This window comes from Mesorhizobium sp. RCAM 05104 (assembly GCF_059683645.1).
The window spans coordinates 3,975,164-3,995,426 of the sequence record NZ_CM185033.1 but is presented as its reverse complement, the minus strand read 5'-3'; the positions used below and the strand labels follow the sequence as shown (position 1 = coordinate 3,995,426).

Annotated in this window: 21 protein-coding genes; 4 read left to right on the top strand and 17 right to left on the bottom strand. The window is 64.6% G+C overall.

Features of this window, described 5'->3' with window-relative positions:
* From sdhA to AC56QP_RS19545, 4 genes are all read right to left on the bottom strand, one after another.
* Entirely contained in the window at positions 1-1,839 is a 1,839-nt protein-coding gene (sdhA, locus tag AC56QP_RS19560; protein WP_489858467.1) for a succinate dehydrogenase flavoprotein subunit, read from the bottom strand.
* 1 nt (position 1,840) lies between these two features.
* Positions 1,841-2,236, bottom strand: coding sequence for a succinate dehydrogenase, hydrophobic membrane anchor protein (gene sdhD, locus AC56QP_RS19555; RefSeq protein WP_489858468.1), 396 nt, complete (start codon positions 2,234-2,236; stop codon positions 1,841-1,843).
* 2 nt (positions 2,237-2,238) lie between these two features.
* On the bottom strand, positions 2,239-2,658 hold the full coding sequence (gene sdhC / locus AC56QP_RS19550; protein WP_489858469.1) for a succinate dehydrogenase, cytochrome b556 subunit: 420 nt from the start codon (positions 2,656-2,658) through the stop codon (positions 2,239-2,241).
* A 246-nt stretch (positions 2,659-2,904) separates the two neighbouring features.
* Positions 2,905-3,297, bottom strand: coding sequence for a hypothetical protein (locus tag AC56QP_RS19545; protein ID WP_489858470.1), 393 nt, complete (start codon positions 3,295-3,297; stop codon positions 2,905-2,907).
* Between the two features lie 336 nt (positions 3,298-3,633).
* Here AC56QP_RS19545 and AC56QP_RS19540 point away from each other — a divergent pair, with 336 nt between their 5' ends.
* Positions 3,634-3,996, top strand: coding sequence for a hypothetical protein (locus AC56QP_RS19540; protein ID WP_489858471.1), 363 nt, complete (start codon positions 3,634-3,636; stop codon positions 3,994-3,996).
* A 113-nt stretch (positions 3,997-4,109) separates the two neighbouring features.
* Here the strand turns inward: AC56QP_RS19540 and AC56QP_RS19535 are convergent, their stop codons facing one another.
* From AC56QP_RS19535 to rplS, 9 genes are all read right to left on the bottom strand, one after another.
* The gene (locus tag AC56QP_RS19535) at positions 4,110-5,327 is read right to left on the bottom strand and encodes a GGDEF domain-containing protein (protein ID WP_489858472.1); all 1,218 of its coding nucleotides are present in this window, start codon (positions 5,325-5,327) and stop codon (positions 4,110-4,112) included.
* A 75-nt stretch (positions 5,328-5,402) separates the two neighbouring features.
* Positions 5,403-6,599: a GGDEF domain-containing protein gene (locus AC56QP_RS19530; protein ID WP_489858473.1), complete on the bottom strand. Its 1,197-nt coding sequence runs from the start codon at positions 6,597-6,599 to the stop codon at positions 5,403-5,405.
* A 198-nt stretch (positions 6,600-6,797) separates the two neighbouring features.
* On the bottom strand, positions 6,798-8,207 hold the full coding sequence (leuC, locus tag AC56QP_RS19525; protein WP_256752019.1) for a 3-isopropylmalate dehydratase large subunit: 1,410 nt from the start codon (positions 8,205-8,207) through the stop codon (positions 6,798-6,800).
* 413 nt (positions 8,208-8,620) lie between these two features.
* On the bottom strand, positions 8,621-9,256 hold the full coding sequence (locus AC56QP_RS19520; RefSeq protein WP_489858474.1) for a class I SAM-dependent DNA methyltransferase: 636 nt from the start codon (positions 9,254-9,256) through the stop codon (positions 8,621-8,623).
* 128 nt (positions 9,257-9,384) lie between these two features.
* Positions 9,385-10,197 carry an amino acid ABC transporter permease gene (locus tag AC56QP_RS19515; RefSeq protein ID WP_489858475.1) on the bottom strand — a complete coding sequence of 271 codons (813 nt, stop codon included), beginning with the start codon at positions 10,195-10,197 and terminating at the stop codon, positions 9,385-9,387.
* A gap of 83 nt (positions 10,198-10,280) precedes the next feature.
* Positions 10,281-11,078, bottom strand: a complete 798-nt coding sequence (locus AC56QP_RS19510; protein ID WP_091576030.1) for a transporter substrate-binding domain-containing protein — start codon at positions 11,076-11,078, stop codon at positions 10,281-10,283.
* A gap of 172 nt (positions 11,079-11,250) precedes the next feature.
* Positions 11,251-11,751 carry a MarR family winged helix-turn-helix transcriptional regulator gene (locus tag AC56QP_RS19505; protein WP_489858476.1) on the bottom strand — a complete coding sequence of 167 codons (501 nt, stop codon included), beginning with the start codon at positions 11,749-11,751 and terminating at the stop codon, positions 11,251-11,253.
* Positions 11,748-12,182, bottom strand: coding sequence for an organic hydroperoxide resistance protein (locus AC56QP_RS19500; RefSeq protein ID WP_489858477.1), 435 nt, complete (start codon positions 12,180-12,182; stop codon positions 11,748-11,750). The genes AC56QP_RS19505 and AC56QP_RS19500 overlap by 4 nt, the downstream gene beginning before the upstream one ends.
* 139 nt (positions 12,183-12,321) lie before the next feature.
* Complete coding sequence (gene rplS / locus AC56QP_RS19495; RefSeq protein ID WP_256752025.1) at positions 12,322-12,861, bottom strand: 50S ribosomal protein L19; 540 nt, start codon at positions 12,859-12,861, stop codon at positions 12,322-12,324.
* A 313-nt stretch (positions 12,862-13,174) separates the two neighbouring features.
* Here rplS and AC56QP_RS19490 point away from each other — a divergent pair, with 313 nt between their 5' ends.
* Positions 13,175-13,927, top strand: a complete 753-nt coding sequence (locus AC56QP_RS19490) for a sulfite exporter TauE/SafE family protein (RefSeq protein ID WP_489858478.1) — start codon at positions 13,175-13,177, stop codon at positions 13,925-13,927.
* On the opposite strand, the gene trmD is transcribed toward AC56QP_RS19490, so the two are convergent.
* Positions 13,909-14,607 carry a tRNA (guanosine(37)-N1)-methyltransferase TrmD gene (gene trmD / locus AC56QP_RS19485; protein WP_489858479.1) on the bottom strand — a complete coding sequence of 233 codons (699 nt, stop codon included), beginning with the start codon at positions 14,605-14,607 and terminating at the stop codon, positions 13,909-13,911. The two genes, AC56QP_RS19490 and trmD, sit on opposite strands and share 19 nt — an antisense overlap.
* A complete protein-coding gene (rimM, locus tag AC56QP_RS19480; RefSeq protein ID WP_489858480.1) occupies positions 14,604-15,203 on the bottom strand; it encodes a ribosome maturation factor RimM in 600 nt (199 codons plus the stop codon). Before rimM ends, trmD begins: the two co-directional genes overlap by 4 nt.
* Before the next feature lie 174 nt (positions 15,204-15,377).
* Between rimM and AC56QP_RS19475 the strand changes: the two genes are divergently transcribed.
* Entirely contained in the window at positions 15,378-16,316 is a 939-nt protein-coding gene (locus tag AC56QP_RS19475; RefSeq protein WP_489858481.1) for a tyrosine recombinase XerC, read from the top strand.
* Between the two features lie 137 nt (positions 16,317-16,453).
* Positions 16,454-17,527: a TraB/GumN family protein gene (locus tag AC56QP_RS19470; protein ID WP_489858482.1), complete on the top strand. Its 1,074-nt coding sequence runs from the start codon at positions 16,454-16,456 to the stop codon at positions 17,525-17,527.
* Here the strand turns inward: AC56QP_RS19470 and AC56QP_RS19465 are convergent.
* Positions 17,524-18,006: a DUF2867 domain-containing protein gene (locus AC56QP_RS19465; RefSeq protein WP_489858483.1), complete on the bottom strand. Its 483-nt coding sequence runs from the start codon at positions 18,004-18,006 to the stop codon at positions 17,524-17,526. The two genes, AC56QP_RS19470 and AC56QP_RS19465, sit on opposite strands and share 4 nt — an antisense overlap.
* A gap of 841 nt (positions 18,007-18,847) precedes the next feature.
* On the bottom strand, positions 18,848-20,254 hold the full coding sequence (gene lpdA, locus AC56QP_RS19460; RefSeq protein ID WP_489858484.1) for a dihydrolipoyl dehydrogenase: 1,407 nt from the start codon (positions 20,252-20,254) through the stop codon (positions 18,848-18,850).
* Positions 20,255-20,263: the final 9 nt, after the last annotated feature.

The following is a 20,263-nucleotide window of genomic DNA, read 5'->3' as shown; positions in this document are numbered from 1 at the left end:
TCAGTACACCCTGGCCTTCGGCGCGATCTTGGCCGGGTTGATACCGCCGTCGGCTTCCTTGAGCAGCAGCTCGGTGTGCACCGGCCGATAGCTCAGTTCCACCTCGCCGGCCTCGTTGAGCCGCGCGAGCGTGTGCTTGCGCCAGGTCGCGTCGTCGCGCGCCGAAAAATCTTCCCGCGCATGCGCGCCACGGCTCTCCTTGCGCGCCGCGGCGCCATGGACCGTGGTGATGGCGTTGGCCATCAGGTTTTCCAGCTCCAGCGTCTCGACCAGGTCGGAGTTCCAGATCATCGAGCGGTCGAACACCTTGATGTCCTTGAGCTCGGTCCAGATCTGCGAAATGCGCTTGCAGCCGCTGTCCAGCGATTCCTGGGTGCGGAACACCGCCGCGTCTTCCTGCATCGCCTTCTGCATCTTCTCGCGCAGAACGGCGGTTGGCGTCGAGCCGTTGGCGTGGCGCAGCCGGTCGAAACGATCCATGATCCTCTCGACCGAGGCTTCGTTGGGCGAAGGGATCGCCGAGTTGCGGTCAATCACCTGGCCGGCCCTGATCGCCGCCGCGCGGCCGAACACGACCAGATCGATCAGCGAGTTCGAGCCAAGCCGGTTGGCGCCGTGCACGGAGGCGCAGCCGGCCTCGCCGACGGCCATCAGCCCGGGCGACACCTGGTCCGGATTTTCGGCAGTGGGATTGAGCACTTCGCCCCAGTAGTTGGTCGGCACGCCGCCCATATTGTAGTGCACCGTCGGCAGCACCGGGATCGGTTCCTTGGTCAGGTCGACGCCGGCGAAGATCTTGGCCGATTCCGAAATGCCGGGCAGCCGCTCATGCAGGACGGCCGGGTCGAGATGGTCGAGATGCAGGAAGATATGATCCTTCTTCGGGCCAACGCCGCGGCCTTCGCGGATTTCCAGCGTCATGCAGCGCGACACCACATCGCGCGAGGCAAGGTCCTTGGCCGACGGCGCATAGCGCTCCATGAAGCGCTCGCCCTCGGAATTGACGAGATAGCCGCCCTCGCCGCGCGCGCCCTCGGTGATCAGGCAGCCGGCGCCGTAGATGCCCGTCGGATGGAACTGCACGAACTCCATGTCCTGCAGCGGCAGGCCGGCGCGGGAGGCCATGCCGCCGCCATCGCCGGTGCAGGTGTGCGCCGAGGTGGCCGAGAAATAGGCGCGGCCATAGCCGCCGGTCGCCAGCACCACCATCTTGGCCGAGAAGCGGTGGATGGTGCCGTCATCGAGGTTCCAGGCGACGACACCGGTGCAGGTGCCGTCCGGCTCCATGATCAGGTCGAGCGCGAAATACTCGATGAAGAACTGCGCGTTGTGCTTCAGCGACTGGCCATAGAGCGTGTGCAGCATGGCATGGCCGGTACGGTCGGCGGCGGCGCATGTGCGCTGCACCGGCGGGCCTTCGCCGAAATTCATCATCATGCCGCCGAACGGCCGCTGATAAATCTTGCCCTCTTCGGTGCGCGAGAACGGCACACCGTAATGTTCGAGCTCGTAGACGGCGGCCGGCGCCTGCTGGACCATGTATTCCTGCGCGTCGATGTCGCCCAGCCAGTCCGAACCCTTGACGGTGTCGAAGAGATGCCATTGCCAGTTGTCGGGGCCCATATTGGCAAGCGAAGCGGCAATGCCGCCCTGCGCCGCCACCGTGTGCGACCGGGTCGGGAACACCTTGGTGATGCAGGCGGTGCGCAGGCCCTGTTCGGCCATGCCGAGGGCGGCGCGCAGGCCGGCGCCGCCGGCGCCGACGACCACCACGTCGAATTTGTGGTCGACATAGGTGTAGGCCGATGCCGTGTTGGCGGTTTTCGCGTCCTTGGCCAACTCAGCCTCCGAATGCCAGCTTGAGCAGGGCGAAGATCGAGGCGACGCCGACCGCTATGGTGAAAAATGTATTGAGCGCGATCAGCGCCAGCTTCATGCCCTCGCCATGAAGGTAGTCCTCGATGATCACCTGCATGCCGAGCCGCATATGGTAGAGCCCGGAGACCAGCACCAGTGTCACCACCAGCGCCACGAACGGATTGGCAAGCGCCGCCCGCACCTCGGTGTAGCCAGCGCCATTCAGCGCGATCAGGAACCCTACGAAGAACAGCGTCAGCGGAATGTTGGCGATTGCCGTGAGGCGCTGGCGCCAGAAATGCTGCGTGCCCTCGCGGGCCGAACCGAGGCCGCGGACTTTCGCCAGCGGCGTGCGCATGTCGGTATTTTTGCCGGCCATGATCAGGCTCCCCGCGCCATGTATCCGACGATCCAGATCAGCAGCGTGAGCAGGATCGAGCCGGCCAGCGTCGCCCAGGCGATCTTGGAGGCCGTGTGCTTCTCGAGGCCGGCGCCGGTATCCCACACCAGATGGCGAATGCCGCCCAGCATGTGATGCATCAGCGCCCAGGTGTAACCGAACAGGATGAGCCGGCCGAGCCAGGTGCCGAAAGCCCAGTTGACCCAGTCAAACGTCGCCTGCGAGCTTGCCGCCGCCATCAACCAGACGGCGACCAGGAGCGTGCCGAAATAGAGCGCCCCACCGGTGATGCGATGGATGATCGACATCGTCATGGTGATCGGCGGCCGGTACACCGACAGATGCGGCGAAAGCGGCCGTTCACGTCTGGCAAATTCGCGGGTGGCTGGTGATTTGCTCATGGCTCCCCCAGTTCGGCGTCTCTGGAGCCTCAGGTTGGAATGCGGCATTGCCGCTTCCGGTTGCGACTTCGGACAGCCGGTTTCTAATGCTCTTTTTGCACCGCGTCAAAGCCAGAAAACCGTTTCGAAAACGTAATTTAGTATGACTAAAGACGAGCCTGGAGCTTCAATCGATTAAGGGTTGGCGGCGCCAAGCCGGCACATTGTCGCTGCAGTGCACCATATGAATGTCGAAGCGGTTTCGGCTCAGCGCTTGCAGGTCACAGGCGTCGAGCCGGCCTTCATGACCAGTGCTTCGCGGCCGTCGATCACAATCGCGTCATGCGCCTGCTCGTAACGGCTGTTCTGATTGGCCGGCGAGGCCTGCAGATCCTCGCTGACGCCGTCAGCACCGAGAACACGCAAGGAGGTGCCGAGATTCTCGATGGTCATCCTGCCGCCATCGGCACAGTTGTAGGTCGCGGTGCGCGGCTGTGGCGTGGTCACGTCGGTGACGGCGCCGCCCGCCGAGGCGACAGGCGCCGGCGACGCGGCGACCTTGTTGCCGGCCTTCGGCTCATTGCTCTGCGGCACGCAGGCGACGGCGATCAGAAGTGGTGAAAGGGCAAGCGCCACCCGAAACGTCCGGCGTAACGCCATGTGTTGTCCTCCCCCGCGGCAAGCTAGCCACGATGCCTTGCCAAGATCAAGGGGCGCCCGATGCCGAGCCCGGCGCCGGCCGCGATGGTGCGGTCAAGCATGGCCGAATGATGGCCGCCCTTTTCCCCCCAAGTTCGAAATTAACCATGTTTCACGAGACCTGGCTTGGAAACGCACCAAGCTCTTAACAAAGGTTAAGAAAAGGTTAATTTCTGATTCGAGGAGGCGTGCGTGTCGCCAAAAGGGGCGCCCAGCGGTTTTGGGGCAACGGCATGCACCCAACCAAGGACTGAAAGCGCGTCGCGACGCGCTTTGGCCTCTAACATGGAGGACGCCATGCGTTCGAACTCGGGCAGATCGCGCCTTGCGGCGCTCATTGTGGCGGCTTCGGTCGTCGGCCAGGCGGCGCCCGCGCTCGCCGGGGCACGTCATCAGGATCGCGTCTACGCCGATTCCTTCGGCAATCTCGTCATTGACAGCGCCGCCGGCTACAAGCGCATCCTGGTCGGCGAGGGTAGGCTGGCCAAGCAGTTGTCGGACTACACCAGCGCCGGCCAGCCCAAGGTGATCTACGAGAACGAATCAGACGAGATCAGCGGCTACAGGGATTGCTACCGGCCGCCGGTGTTCGTGAAGGGCCGCAGCTACATGTACGGCCTCTCTGAAGGCGAGATGCCGGAACTCAGCCCCTGCCGCTAGAGCAAATTCCAGGAAAAGTGTGAAACGGTTTTCCCGGGAAAAGCACACAGCGCTTTCCCTTGGGAATTGCGTCAAAAGATCATGCTCGAACGGGAAGACGGGGCGAGCCAGGATCAGCTCCGGCCGGAATCGGCCCTGGTGCTGATTGCGGCCGACGGCTGGCCGTTGACCGGTCCGGCGGAGACACGCACGCAATCGCGGCCGGCGTTCTTCGCCTGGTAGAGTGCCTGGTCCGCACGCCGCATCAGGCCGGCAAAGTCCTCGCTGGGATGAAGTTCGGCAACGCCAAAGCTCGCGGTGCAGCGATTGTCAACCGGCAGTCCGTCGATGGGAAGCGCGCCGAATGCACTGCGTGCGCCCTCGGCGAACAGCCGCGCGGCGGCAAGGTTGGTTCCCGGCAGGATGATGGCGAACTCCTCGCCGCCGATGCGGCCGGCGACATGGTGGCTGGCGGCGGCCTCGCGCAGGAAGCTGGCGAAGGTTTCGATCACCCGATCGCCGGACGCATGGCCAAAACTGTCGTTGACACTCTTGAAGTGATCGAGATCGGCGATGACCAGGGCGACCGGCACGCCTTGCCGCACCGCGCCAAGCACCGCCTGCTCGGCGTGGCGCGTGAAGCCGCCGCGGTTGAGCAGATGCGAAAGCGTGTCCGTCTCGGACTTCGATGTCGCTTCGGCGAGCACGTCGCGAACCAGGATAGCCAGCATCAGCAGCGCCAGCGCCACGCCAAAGACGGTGCCCAGCGACTGCGACACCAGCGCGTAGCTGCTTTGCACATAGGCTTGCGGGTTGGCGCCCCAGCCGCCGAGAGCATGCGCGATGAACGGCTTTGAGGCAAACTGCAGGCCGCTGGCCGCCAGCACGGCCATCAGTATGCGGTCGAGGCGGGCGAGCCTTTGCCTGGACGACCAGACGATGGCGAGGCCGACGAACTGCATGACGGCATAGGGAAGCTGGTAGGCCATCATGCGGGCCAGCGACTGGCGCGGCAAGTCCTGCACGAAGTACACCGCGACGGTCGTGGCGAACAGGAAGAACAGCATCGGCGGCCACGGTGGCGCCACGTCGTATTTGCGGGCAAGCCCGCCATTGAAGGCGATGGTGGCACCAAGGAAGACCGCGAAGGCGGCAACGACCACCGGGCGCGCATTGGCGAAGGCGGGGATGCTGAACTCGACGGCGAAATAGGCCATGCCCAGGAGATAGCCGAAGGCCAGCCAGCGCGCCGGCGCGCGGCCGACATCATGGAACGCGACCGCCATGAAGGACGCCGCCAGCAGGCCGGCGACCGACAGATTGATCAACAGGATGAAGTTAGCGCCACTCATATCTTTTCGCACACCGCGCGTCACCTAAACATCGACGGGCGAAAAAGACGTTAACGCCGGCCCTGCCGTGCAGGCTCAGCCGGTCTTGAGCGGCTCCGACACGTAGGCAGTTTCCGGCCGCTGGTAGGACAGGCGCACGCTGTCGCGGCCGTTCTTCTTGGCCTTGTAGAGCGCTTCGTCGGCACGGCGCATCAGCGGCCCCAGTGCCTCGTCGCCGCTGCGGGCGGCCACGCCGAAGCTGGCGGTCACCCGCGTGCCAGGCGGAAGCCCGTCGACGCTGCCGGACGAATAGAGCGTGCGCACGGCCTCGGCGAACAACCGCGCGGCGGCGAGATCACTCAACGGCAGGAGCACGGCGAACTCCTCGCCGCCGATGCGACCGGCTGCGCCGCGCGCGCCGGTGGCCGATCGAAGCTTGGCGGCGAAGTCGGCGATCACCCGGTCACCCGCCGGATGACCGTGCAGGTCGTTGAGCGCCTTGAAATGGTCGAGGTCGGCCAGCACCAGGGCGGCCGGAACCTTGGCCGCGGCGCAGCGCTGCAGGAGGAGTCCCGCCCGCTCCTCGAAACCGCGCCGGTTGAGCAGGCCGGACAGCGGGTCGGTGTTGGTCTCGACCTTCAGTGCCTTCATGACGTCGAGCGCGGCGGCCGTGAACAGGGAAAGCGCGATCAGCAGCGACAGCAGCGCGTGCGACAGCAGCGCCGTCGTCCAGTAGGACGAGGCATAGAGATCATCATAGTTCGCGAAAGGTCCGTGCGCGATGATGATGGCCAGCGTGCGCCCGATGAAGTTCAGTCCCGCAAGCAACGCCAGCACGAACAGGATATTTTCCGTCGGCCCATTGCCGCGCACCGTGCGCAGTTCGGCGGCGGCCAGCAGGCTGATCCCGCCGAGTGCGAAATTGACGGCAAGGATCCGCCATGTCAGGTCCGGCTGGACGAACAGGAACCAGCAGAAAACGGCAATACCGCCGCCCGCCAGCACGCCGATGCCGACATAGGGCACGCGCCGGCCATAACGCGCCACGACGGCGCCACAGAGACAGGATCCGGCAAGGCAGAAGCATAGATTGGAGAGCAGCTTGGACGGCGCCAAACCAATGGGCAGCGTGAAATGCTGGAACAGGAAACCGGCCGCCGCGAGCGCGTAGCTCGCCGCCAGCACCGCCAGATAAGGGCGATGGCGTTGATAGAACCATAGCACCAGGAACGCGGCGCCGAGCGCCAACGCTATTGTCGGGTTGAGCAGCGCTATGAGCAGACCCGTGTCCAAACGACTGTGATTTCCCCGCTTACGTGGGGAAGATGTTACCGCGGAAGCCCCAACAAGCGGTTAAGTGCGGGCCAATGGATGGGGTAGACCAAGCCGAAATCGCCACAAAAAACTCGGCGACGCCGTGTCAGGCGAAAGAAAACCCCGAACCGCCAGGCGGTCCGGGGTTTGGCTTGCGTATCGATGTAGGACCCGCTCTTATTTCCAGTCGCGAATGTCGACGAAGTGACCGGCGATCGCCGCCGCCGCCGCCATCGCCGGCGACACCAGATGGGTGCGGCCCTTGAAGCCTTGCCGGCCCTCGAAATTGCGGTTCGAGGTCGAGGCGCAGCGTTCATGCGGCTTCAGCCGGTCGTCGTTCATGGCCAGGCACATCGAGCAGCCCGGCTCGCGCCAGTCGAACCCGGCAGCGCGGAAGATCTTGTCGAGGCCTTCGGCTTCCGCCTGTTCCTTGACCAGTCCGGAACCCGGCACGATCATCGCATCGACATGCGGGCTGACCGTCTTGCCTTCGACCACCTTGGCGACGGCGCGCAAGTCTTCGATGCGGCCGTTGGTGCAGGAGCCGATGAAGACGCGGTCGAGCGAGATATCGGTGATCTTGGTGCCGGGCGTCAGGCCCATATAGTCCAGCGCGCGCTGCTTGGAGGTGCGCTTGTTTTCATCGGTGATATCGTCCGGGTTCGGCACGATGCCTTGCACGGACACGACATCCTCGGGCGAGGAGCCCCAGGACACGATTGGCGGCAGTTTCGCCGCGTCCAGCACGACCACCTTGTCGAAATGCGCGCCTTCGTCCGACTGCAGCGTCTTCCAGTATTCGAGTGCCGCATCCCAGGCCGCGCCCTTGGGGGCGCGCGGCTTGTCCTTGACATAGGCGAAGGTCGTCTCGTCGGCGGCGATCAGGCCGGCGCGCGCGCCACCCTCGATCGACATGTTGCAGATCGTCATGCGGCCTTCCATCGACAGCGCGCGGATCGCCTCGCCGGCATATTCGATGACATAGCCGGTGCCGCCGGCGGTGCCGATCTCGCCGATGATGGCCAGGATTATGTCCTTGGCGGTGACGCCTTCCGGCAACTGGCCATCGACACGCACCAGCATGTTCTTGGCCTTGCGCTGGATCAGCGTCTGCGTCGCCAGCACATGCTCGACTTCCGACGTGCCGATGCCGTGCGCCAGCGCGCCGAAGGCGCCATGCGTCGAGGTGTGGCTGTCGCCGCAGACAATGGTCATGCCGGGCAGCGTGAAGCCCTGCTCCGGTCCGATGATGTGGACGATGCCCTGGCGGATATCGTTTTCGGAATAATATTCGACACCGAAATCCTTGGCGTTCCTGGCCAGTGCCTCGACCTGGATGCGGCTTTCCTCGTTCTTGATGCCGAACTTGCGCTCGGGCGAGGTCGACACGTTGTGATCGACCACGGCCAGCGTCTTTTCCGGATGCCGGACCTTGCGGCCGCTCAGGCGCAGGCCTTCGAAGGCCTGCGGGCTGGTCACTTCATGGACGAGGTGGCGGTCGATGTAGAGCAGGCAGGTGCCGTCGTCCTGGCGGTCGACGACGTGGTCGTCGAAAATCTTGTCGTAGAGGGTGCGCGGTGCGCTCATGTGCGTAAATCCGTCGATATGAGAATGGGAAAGAGCAGACGCCGGCAAGCTTCGGTCCGGCGCGGAGACCTGGACAGGTCGGCCTAGCTAAGTCGGCTGGTCAGCGCGCCGCAGACGCGCGCCGAGAAGCGTGATGGCAGGCGTTTTCTGTCCTGCAGCACGAAACCCTTGTAGGCCGGATCGCCAAAAAGCTCTTCCATGGCGTGGCTCATACCAATGTTTTGGGTTTTCGGCAATTGCGGCGTGGTGCGGCTTCCCCTTCCCCCTTGTGGGGGGGAGGTGGATCGGCGCGTAGCGCCGAGACGGATGAGGGGTGCGTGACGGATCGCCGTCCCTGCCAAGCTGGAGCACCCCTCTTCCGTCGCCTTCGGCGACACCTTCTCCCACAAGGGGAGAAGGGAAGAACGCGCCGCTCACATCACCTCAAACACAAACGTTTTCACCAGCGCGTCCGGCTCGGCGATGGCGTAACACCTGAACCATGGGCTTTGCTCGACCGGCCGCCATTTCCTCGCCTGCTCCAGTTCGTCGAACACGGCCTGGAAGCCGCCGCTCTCGAACACCTGGTCGCGCACGGTGAAGACGGCGTGGCCGCCCTTTCTGGTGATGCGCACCAGTTCGTGCAGGCTCGATGCCGGCGCGTGGCTGATGGTGAACACGCCGGTCGAGAAGAAGGCCCGGAAATGGCAGTCCGGCCACGGCAGCGGCCCGCCCAGCATCGCCTGTTTCAGTTCGCTGTAGGCGTTGCGGCTGCCGGCGATCTTCAGCATGTCGCCCGAGAGGTCGAGACCGGCGATGTCGCCGTAGCCGAGCGCCTTCAGTGAAGGCCCCGACAGGCCGGTGCCGCAGCCGGCATCGAGCAGCGGCCCCTCGCCTATCGGCACATGACGCGCCACCCAGGCGGTGATCAGGAACGGCAGGAGGTAGCCGAGCGAGGCGGTTTCGCTGTCATAGGTCGCCGCCCAGGCGGCGTAGGCCTCGGCCAGCGCTTCCGGCGTGTCGGCTGTATAAACGGAATCCAGCGCCGCATTGGCTTTGTCTACAATCATCGGTCATGCTTCTCCCAGCTGATGCATGTCGCCCAAAGGCATGCCCACGGGTCCGACCCGAGGGTGCGCAACGGTCTTGGGGCAACGACATGCACAAACCCCAAGATAACGCTGTCCCTGGCCGCGCGCTATTCCTCGTGCTGACGGCGCAGCCGTTTCTCCAGCGCCCGCAAGGCAAGCGACAGGCCGACGGTCAGGATGAGATAGATATAGGCAACGATCGAATAGGTCTCGAAGAAGCGGAACGAGCCGGCGGCGTAGATCTTGCCCATCTGGGTGATGTCGGCGACACCGAGCACCGAGACCAGCGACGAGTCCTTGACCATGGCGACGAAATCATTGCCGAGCGGCGGCAGAATGGTGCGGATCGCCTGCGGAAAGACGATCAGCCGGAAGCGTTGCGAACGGCTCAGCCCGAGCGCCTTCGCCGCCTCGATCTGGCCTTTCTCGACCGCCTGGATGCCGGCGCGGAAAACCTCCGAGATGAAGGCCGAGTAGCCGATGGTCAGCGCCATGATGGCGCGCCACAACAGCGATACGTCGCGCACCAGAAGTTCGCCGAAGAAACCGGCACTCTGCAGCGGCGTGGTCAGTGCGTTCCACGCCGCGACGAAGGCCGGCGCGCCGGCGAAGGCGATCCAGAACAGCAGCACCAGGATCGGCACGCCGCGGATGATCTCGACATAGAAGCGGGCGATCTGGCGCATTAAGCGCGAGCCCGACAGCCCCATCAGCGCGACGCCGAGACCAATGGCCGACGCCAGCGCGAAGGCGATCACCGTGACGAAAATGGTGATGCCGATGCCCTTGGCGACGGTGGCGAAGACCTGGGCGTAGAGGTTGCTCGTCGCGACGAAGACGGCCGCCGCGATCGCGATGGCCCCGGCCACAACAAGCCACCACGGGAAGTCGGCCTTGGAGGAAGATGCAGACGTCGCCATCAGGCGCTGCCGGCGAAACGACAGTCGCGTTCCGCTACGAGTTCCAGCGCGCGATCATCATGCAATGCGCGCACCAAGACGGACTATTGCCCCATCTTGTAGTCGAGGAACCATTTCTTGTTGAGCGCCTCCAGCGTGCCGTCGGCCTTCAGCGCCGCGATCGCCGCGTTGACCGGCTTCACCAGATCCGAGCCCTTGGGGAAGATGAAGCCGAAATCCTCGGTGCCGAGCGGTCCGCCGATCAATTTCAGCTTGCCTTCCGAGGCGTCGACATAGCCTTTGCCGGCGGTGCCGTCGGTCAGCACGACATCGACGTCGCCGGACTTCAGCGCCTGAACCGTGGCACCAAAGGTCTCGAAAAGCTTGATGCGCGGGTTCTGCTCATTGCCGTCGAGCACGCTGTAGACGGCGGTGTAGAAGGGCGTCGTGCCGGCCTGCGCGCCGATCAGCCCGTCCTTGAAGGCGCCGAATGTCTTGGCGTCGGTGAAGCGGCTTTCGTCCCCACGCACCAGCATGAACTGTTCCGAGCGCATGTAGGGATCGGAGAAATCGACCTTCTCCTTGCGGTCGTCCTTGATGGTGATGCCGGTCATGCCGATGTTGTACTGGTTGTCGGAAACCGCCTGGATCATCGCGTCCCAGGAAGTGTTCTGGTACTCGACCTTGAAATTCAGCCGCTTGGCGATCTCGTTCATCGCGTCATATTCCCAGCCGATCTGTTTTCCCGTCTTGGCGTCGATGAACTGCAGCGGCGGATAGGCGTTTTCGGTCACCACCACCACCTTCTTGCCGCCGAGATCTGGCAGCGCCTGCGCGAAGGCGGCGACGGGCGCCAGGATGAGGGCAAGCAGGCCGGCCAGCAGCAGTTTCGATTTGGTCATGACACACTCCCGGAAATTGAATGGCCCGGACATGGGCCGGGCTTGCAGGAAATCCGGCGCCGACTTTAGCTTTCCGCAAGCGCCATGCAAGACGGTCCGCTGCGTCAGTTCATGCGAAAGCGGATTCCGGTGCCTTCATTCCCCGGATTTCGGAACGATCCTTGCGGTCCCGTCAATCGTGGTGCGGCGCGGGGGCAGTGGCCTCACGCAACCCGTCGATCAGCCGGGTCAAGGTGTGATGCAGGGATTTGAGCTCGTCGCCATCGAGCGGCGAATGGCACCGCATCGCCGCCGACACCGCCTTGGCGCTCTCGCGCAACGCCTGGCCCTGGGGCGTCGGTTCGACCAGCACCCGACGCTCGTCGGCGGGATCGCGCCGGCGCGTCACCATGCCGTTCGCCTCCAGGCGCTTGAGCAGCGGCGTCAGCGTTGCCGAATCCAGCCCCAGCGTTTCGCCAACCTCGCCGACGGTGCGTGGCGAATGCTCCCACAGCGCCAGCATGGTCAGATATTGCGGATAGGTCAGGCCGAGCGGTTCGAGCAGCGGCCGGTAGAGCCGCGTCATCAGTCCGCTCGCCGAATAGAGCGCGAAGCAGAGATGCTGCGCGAGCTTCGGTATCCCGGCGGCATCCGCCGGGACGTCCAGGGGCGAGGGTGTCGTTCTGGTGGTCATGCTGCCTTTGCTGGAAGCGCCTTTGCCGAAAGCGCCACCTCGATGTTGCCCTTGATGGCGTTGGAATAGGGGCAAACCTGGTGCGCCGCCGATACAAGCGCCTCCGCCGCCGCCTGATCAAGACCTTTCGTTTCGGCCGTGAGCGAAACGCCAAGCACAAATCCACCCTGCGCATTGGTATGCAGGCTGACGGTCGCCGTCACCGAGGCATCCTGCAGCGGCAGCTTCTGCTTGCCGGCGATGAAGCGCATGGCGCTTTCGAAGCAGGCGGCATAGCCCGCGGCGAAAAGCTGCTCGGGATTGGTGGCGCCGCCCTTGCCGCCAAGCTCCTTGGGCATGGCAAGATCGAGGCTGAGCAGGCCGTCGTCGCTCTGGACGTGACCGGCGCGGCCGCCGACGGCGCGGGCTTGGGTGGAATACAGTGCGGGCATCTCGCTTCTCCATTTATCTTGTACACGATTCATTAGTGTACAAGATAAATGGAGTCAACCAGCAATTCCGATCCGAAGCTCAGCCCTGAAACGAAAAAAGGCGGCCGAAGCCGCCTTTTTGAACATGCTGACGAAAACCTTATTCCGCCGGGGTCGCTTCAGCGGCGGCGGCTGCCTCAGCGGCGGCCTTCTTCTCGGCGGCGTCCTGAGCGGCCTTCTCGACGGCCAGCGCCTCGGCAGCGGCCACTTTCTCGGCTTCGATGCGCGCCTTCTCGGCGTTCAGCGCATCACGCTCCTCGTCGTTCAGCTTGCGGGCGCGCACGCCGGTGTTTTCCGAAATACGGGCCGACTTGCCGCGGCGATCGCGCAGGTAATAGAGCTTGGCGCGACGCACCTTGCCGCGACGCACGATCTCGACGCCTTCGACCATCGGCGAGTAGACCGGGAACACGCGCTCGACGCCTTCGCCGTAGGAGATCTTGCGGACGGTGAAATTTTCCTGGAAGCCGGAGCCGGCGCGGGCGATGACGACGCCCTCATAGGCCTGGACGCGGGTGCGGGTGCCCTCGGTCACGCGGACCTGGACGCGCACGGTGTCGCCGGGCTGGAATTCGGGAAGCTTGCGCTTGGCTTCGATCTTGGCGGCCTGTTCGGCCTCGAGCTGACGGAGAATATCCATCTCAAAAGTCCACTTCTTGTTCTTCCGACAGTCAGAGCGTCCGACACTCGCCTTGCAGTTCCATTGACCGCTCGGCTATGCCCTTTGTCTGCAAGACATTGGGCAGGGGCGACTACACCGTCATTGTTGACGGGTCCGGCAGATTCTTCTTCCGGTTCGGCGGGCACATACAGCTATTTCAGCGCTTTGTCACGCCTTGGCCCGAGTCTTTTTTTGCGCGCGTGCCATCATCGCAATCCTCCGGTGCGGGGTTGCGCCCGCGTCCCAAGCTTCCTAAGCCGGGCCTGGCATAGTTTTCCACGGCGGCTTCCTCATGTCTTTCTTCGACGCCATCCTGCTTTTCCTCGCGGGCTTTCTGTCAGGCGCCGCCAACGCGGTCGCCGGCGGCGGCACCTTCATCACCTTCGGCGCCATGACATTGGTCGGCCTGCCGCCGATCGTCGCCAACGCCACCTCCTCGGTCACGCAGTTTCCAGGCTACATCACCTCGACGCTCGCCTACTCAGACGACATCAGGCATTTCTGGCGCGGCGCGCTGCTGCTCTGCCTGATCTCGGCGGCCGGCGCGCTGGCTGGCGCGCTGATCCTGCTGGCGCTCGACAACCCGTCCTTCCGCGTCCTGGTGCCGTGGCTGCTGCTGGGTGCAACGGCGCTGTTTGCCGCCGGGCCATGGCTCAAGCCTGCGCCGAAGCCGGGGCACGAAGCGGCCGTCGGCTCGCTGGCCGGTTCCCTGGCACAGTTCGTCACCGCCATCTATGGCGGCTTCTTTGGCGCCGGCATGGGAGTGATGATGCTGGCCACGCTCGGCCTGACCCAGGCTGGCGACTATCACCGGCTGAACGCGCTGAAGAACATGCTAGCCATCGTCATCGCCGCGGTGGCGATCATCGTCTTCGTCTCGGGCGGCGTCGTCGCCTGGCCGCAGGCGATCATCATGATCCCGGGCGGCGCGCTCGGCGGCTATGCCGGCGTCTGGATCGCCAGGCGCGTGCCGCAGAGTGTGGTGCGCGGCTTCGTCGTCGCCGTCGGCCTGTTTCTCGCCTTTTACTATTTTGCCAAAGGCTGAGCGACCAACAGATCAGGCCGCCGCTCTTTCGTCAGCGCCTCCGACTCCGCCCGCCGCCATGCGGCGATCTTCTTGTGGTTGCCGGAAATCAGCACCTCGGGAATTGGCCTTCCTTCAAATTCCTGCGGCCGCGTGTAGTGCGGATGTTCGAGCAGGCCGTTCTCGAAGCTTTCTTCCTCGCCAGACACCGAATTGCCCATCACGCCAGGCAGCAGCCGCACCACCGCGTCGAGCAGCACAAGGGCTGCCGGCTCGCCACCCGAGAGGATGAAATCGCCGATCGAGACCTCTTCCAGGTTCCGCGCTTCGATCAGCCGCTGGTCGACACCCTCGAAGCGGCCGCACAGGATGACCGCACCCGGCCCGGCGGCCAGGTCGCGCACGCGCGCCTGTGTCAGCGGCTTGCCGCGCGGGCTCATCAACAACCGTGGCCGCGCATCGCCCGGCGGCGAGGCGTGGTCGATGGCTTTCGCCAGCACGTCGGCGCGCATCACCATGCCGGCGCCACCGCCGGCCGGCGTGTCGTCGACGGTGCGGTGACGATCGGCGGCAAAGTCGCGGATCTGGATTGCCTCAAGCGACCACGTGCCCGCCTCCAGCGCCCGCCCGGCCAGCGACAGGCCGAGCGCGCCGGGAAACATCTCGGGATAAAGCGTCAGCACCGAGGCCTTGAACGTCACCGGTTGCCCCCGGCGTCCCTTGGTCCGCGCGGCCTGCCCTTCGGGTCGAAGCCTTCTTCGCCAGGCGCATCGACATCCTCGTCTTCAATGAGCCCGGCGGCCGCCGGATCAACGCGGACAAAACCCTCGGCGAGCGACACTTGCGGCACGGCGGCCTGCGTGAACGGGATCAGCACGCCCTTGCGCCCGCCCAGCGTCACATCGAGGATATCGCCGCCGCCGAAATTGTGCACCGCGACGACCTTGCCGATGTCAGCACCGGTGTCGTCCCGGACTGCCAGCCCGATCAGGTCGGCATGGTAGAATTCGTCCTCCTCGCCATCGTCCGGCAGCACTGAGCGATCGACGAACAATTCCGTGCCGGCCAGCGCCTCGGCGGCGTTGCGGTCGCTGATGCCTTTGAAGCGGACCACGACGACGGTGTTGGCGGGTCGGATGTCGACGATCTGGAAGGCGCGGCCGTCCTTGGCGTAGAGCGGTCCATAGTCGGCCAGCGCCAGCGGCTCGCCAGTGAAGGTTTTCACCCGCAACTCGCCCTTGATGCCGTGGGCGGCGCCGATCACGGCCATCTGGACAGGGTTCTGGGGCTTGTTCATCGCATGAAATCCTTTGGCTTTGCTCTAACGCTCCCCGATTGTCATTTCAATGACGCGCTCTTCACCGCTTCCTAACCCGGCTGCCGGAAAATGGCCGGGAATGCATGTCGCCCAAAAAAGTGGCTCCGGTTTTGGCGACAACGACATGCATGAGACAAAGAATGAAAGCATGTCATGCAGGAATTCCTCATCCCGGCAAAACCCGATCTGCAGGCGGCGCGTGAAAGCTGGCTGAAGATGCTGGCGCGCGAACGCCGGCTGTCGCCCGAAACCGTCGAGGCCTATGAGCGCGACACCCGCCAGTTCCTGCATTTTCTCACCGGCCATTGCGGCGGCTCGCCCGGCATTGCCGACATCGCCAATCTGCGCCCGGCCGACCTGCGCGGCTTCCTCGCCGCCCGCCGCAACGCCGGCGCCGGCGCCCGCACGCTTGGCCGTGGGCTGGCCGGCATCCGTTCGCTGCTGCGTTTTCTTGAACGGCGCGGCCTCGTCAATGCCGCTGGCGCCGCGGCCTTGCGCGCTCCGCGCCAGCCCAAGTCGCTGCCGAAGCCGTTGACGGCGAGCGATGCAAAGCACGTCGTGTCCGTCGAAGGCCAACTGGCCGAGGAACCCTGGATCGCCGCCCGCAACGCCGCCGTGCTGACATTGCTCTACGGCTCTGGCCTGCGCATTTCCGAGGCGCTCGGCCTGGCCGGCGCGGATCTGGCGTTGCCTAGCGACACCGTGCTGCGCGTCACCGGCAAGGGTGGCAAGACGCGGCTGGTGCCGGTGCTGCCGGTGGCGCTGCGGGCGATCGCCGAATACCGACGGCTGTGTCCGTATCATCTCGACCCGAAGGGGCTGCTGTTTCGCGGCGCCCGTGGCGGCCCGCTCAACCCGGCCATCGTCCAGCGCGACATGGCGAAAATGCGCTCGGCGCTCAACCTGCCCGACACGGCGACGCCGCATGCGCTGCGCCATTCCTTCGCCACGCATCTGCTCGGCCGCGGCGGCGACCTGCGCACCATCCAGGAACTCCTGGGCCACGCCAGCCTGTCGACTACGCAGATCTACACCGGCGTCGACACCGCGAGGCTGCTCGAAATCTACGAGTCCGCCCATCCCCGCGCATGACCGGCGGCTTCGTCCAAGACAATTTCGCCGCGCCGGTTAACCGTTTCGCCGCTTTTTGATCCTACACCAGACCATGATCCGGAAGAGTGGGCCCCGGTTTTCGGGAAGAGATCATGGTCAAACACGAAGATAGAGCCATGAAACGCGTCATCGCCGTCGCCGACCGCGCGGCTCTCATCTCGCTGAAGCTGCTCGTTGCGCTCAACGTGCTGTTTTTCCTGTCTTTCCTCGCCGCCCTGCTGTTCGCGGCCGGCAGGGCCCATGCCGAGATTCCGACCTGTACCGGCGCCGACATGCTGTCGGCCCTGCAAAAGGACGATCCGGCCACCTACCGCAAGATCGAAGCGGAAGCCGCCGCCACGCCGAACGGCAAGGGCTTGCTGTGGAAGCTGGAGAGGCCGGGCGAAAAGCCGTCCTTCCTGTTCGGCACCATGCACATGACCGACCCGCGCGTGACAGCGCTGCCGCCAGCCGCGCAAACGGCCTTTGATGCCGCTGGCACCATCGTCATCGAGACCACCGACGTGCTCGACAAGCAGAAGATGATGGCTGCGATGCTCAAGGAGCCGGACCTGATGATGTTCACCGACAACACGACGCTGTCGTCGTTGCTGTCGCCGGACGATGCCGCGGCCATGAACAGCGCGCTCGACGCGCGCGGTATTCCGCCGTTGACGGTCGCCAAGATGAAGCCCTGGCTGCTGTCGGCGATGCTGGCACTGCCGGCCTGCGAGCTTGCTCGCCAGTCGGGCGGCGCACCGGTGCTCGACGTCAAGCTGGCGGAAAGTGCCAAGGCCGCGGGCAAGCCGGTGGAAGGGTTGGAAACGGCTGCCAGCCAGCTCCGCGCCATGGCCTCGCTGCCGCTCGCCTTTCACATGAAAGGGCTGGTCGATACCGTGAAGCTTGGCGACAAGGTCAACGACGTCAACGAGACCATGATCGTGCTCTACCAAAGCGGCGAGACCGGCATGTTCTGGCCGTTGTTTCGCGCCGTGCTCCCGGATGCGGAAGGCGACCGGGCCGGCAGCTACGCGGCGTTCGAGGAGACCATGATCACCAGCCGCAACAAGGTGATGGTCGACCACGCCGAGCCGATCCTAGCCAAAGGCAATGCCTTCATGGCGGTCGGCGCCCTGCACCTTCCCGGTCCCGATGGACTGGTCGAGGATTTCCGCAAAGCCGGCTATACCGTCACGGCAGTTGGGCTTTAACCCTGCTTGATCAAAACCTGAGCCAGCATCGCCGGAACGATGATCCGGTGAAACGGCTTGATGATGGCGAGATACGTCCGCCCAAGCAGATTGTGCGTCTTCACGATCGTCGACGCGGCCACCTCCTGCCGGCCCGAGCCGAGGTCGTTCACCTCCACCAGGATACGGAAGTCGAGATGCAGGTCGTCCAGACCAAGGACGACCCTGCCAGGCGCCTGGCTGATGAGCGGAAATATGCCGATCCTGCGTTCCGGAGGGACGTCGGGTTCGGCTCCCGTTTTCAGCCCAAATGGCCTGACGGCGAGGTTGCGTAGCAGCATAAGCCGGCCAACCCATCGCGGTGTTCGCCCCAGGACGCGTTCCGCCGCGCCAATCGCGGTCAGTGCGAGACCATTGGTTGTCAGCACGTATCGGTCGGCGAACTGGGCGCCGGCCAGAGCGCCTTTGGGATCGGGAAAAGTCTGTGCAGTGGGCGTCATACCGGCAAATCCCTCGCAACCGACGATAGCATCGGTCGGCTCGGTTCGCTGCGTGGCGAAATGCCGCCAGTCCGGCGGGGTGGTCGAGGATTTCCGCAAAGCAGGCTATACTTCACCGCCGTCAATTGAGTCGGGTGGCAGCGGAGGCTCCGGCGCCGCGTTTTCGGTGTTTTCCTCCGCTGGCGTGAAACCCATTCGATGGTTGCGCGTTGATGGATGTTGATTGATCATTTTCATTCGCGGAGGACACTTTTATGGCGAACGCACCAAATCCAAACGACCCGTTCAATCCTGTCCCGCCGACAGGGACCGACCCTCGCGTCGACCGCACCACGGTCGTCCAGTCGAGCAGCGGCGGCAGCCCCTGGTTGATTGCGCTGGTCGTCGTTATTCTGGCGATTGTCGCGTATTATGTTTTCGGAAGAAGCGGCGAGCATCCTGCACCCGCCGAGCCGCCGGCAGCCAGCACACCGGCGCCGGCACCCGCGCCTGCGGAACCGATGAAGCCTGCCGAACCGGCTCCCGCGGCTCCTGCACCGGCGGCCCCAGCTCCGGCAGAGCCCGCACCAGCGCCTGCACCGGCTCCTGCCGCACCGGCCAACTGATCGGCTCGACATCGATACGAGCGGCCCGCTGAAAAGCGGGCCGTTTTGTTTGGGCTGAGGCGCCACGCGTTCGTCATCCTCGGGCTTGACCCGAGGATCCATGCCGCGACCTCAGCCGAGGAATGCCGCAGGACAGAATTCTGCACCGCAGCGACGCTCTGACGTTGCGGCATGGATCCCAGGGTCTCCGCGACGTCGCTTCGCTCCTGCTCCGCCCTGGGATGACGAAGTAGGCCTTAAATATGGATCGGCTTGAAGAAGGTCGCCAGCGCCGCCTCCTTCACCGCTTCCGACATCGTCGGATGCGCGTGGCAGGTGCGGGCGAGATCCTCCGACGAGCCGCCGAACTCCATCAGAACCGCCGCTTCGTGGATCATCTCGCCGGCGCCGAAGCCGACAATATGGACACCCAGCACGCGGTCGGTCGACTTGTCGGCGAGGATCTTCACAAAACCATCGGTGTGCAGCATGGCACGCGCCCGGCCATTGGCGCTGAACGGAAACTTTCCCGCCTTGTAGTCGATGCCGGCCTTCTTCAGCTCTTCCTCGGTCTTGCCGACCGAGGCGATCTCCGGGCTGGTGTAGACGACGCTCGGGATGACGTCATAGTTCACGTGGCCGGCCTGGCCGGCGATGGTTTCCGCCACCGCCACACCCTCGTCCTCGGCCTTGTGCGCCAGCATCGGCCCGGCGATGACATCGCCGATGGCGTAGATGCCTGATACATTGGTCCTGAGATGGCCGTCGGTCTTGACCCGGCCACGCTCGTCCACCTCGACGCCGGCTTCTTTCAGGCCAAGGCTGTCGGAATAGGCGCGGCGCCCGGTGGCGATCAGCACCGCATCGGCTTCGATGGTCTCGGCGGCACCGCCCTTGACCGGCTCGAAGGTGACGGTCGCACCCTTCTTGGCCTTGGCCACACCTGTCACCTTGGCGCCGAGCTTGAACTCGAAACCCTGTTTGGACAGCAGCCGCTGGAATTGCTTGGAGACCTCGCCGTCCATGCCGCCCAGGATGGTGTCGAGGAACTCGACCACGGTTACCTTGGCACCGAGCCGTGCCCACACCGAGCCGAGCTCAAGCCCGATGACGCCGCCACCGACCACCACCAGGTGGCCCGGCACCTTGTCCAGCGACAGCGCGCCGGTCGACGACACGATCACCTTCTCGTCGATATCGACCTTGACGCCGGGAATGCCGGCGACGTCCGAACCGGTGGCGATGACGATGTTCTTGGTCTCGATCTCCTCGACCTTGCCGTCCTCGCCGGTCACCGAGACCTTGCCGGCCGCGACCACCTTGCCGGTGCCGCGGAACGAGTCGATCTTGTTCTTCTTGAACAGGAAGGCGACGCCGTTGACGTTCGACGACACTGTCGCATCCTTGTGCGCCATCATCTTCTTCAGGTTCAATTTCGGCGCTGATATCTCGACGCCGAGCGTGTCGAAGGAATGGCCGGCCTCGGCGAACATCTCGGAGGCATGGAGCAGCGCTTTCGACGGAATGCAGCCGATGTTGAGGCAGGTGCCGCCAAAGGTCGCGTTCTTCTCGACCACCGCGACCTTCAGCCCGAGCTGCGCCGCCTTGATGGCGCAAACATAGCCGCCCGGTCCCGATCCGATGATAACGACGTCATAAGCCATGATACTGTC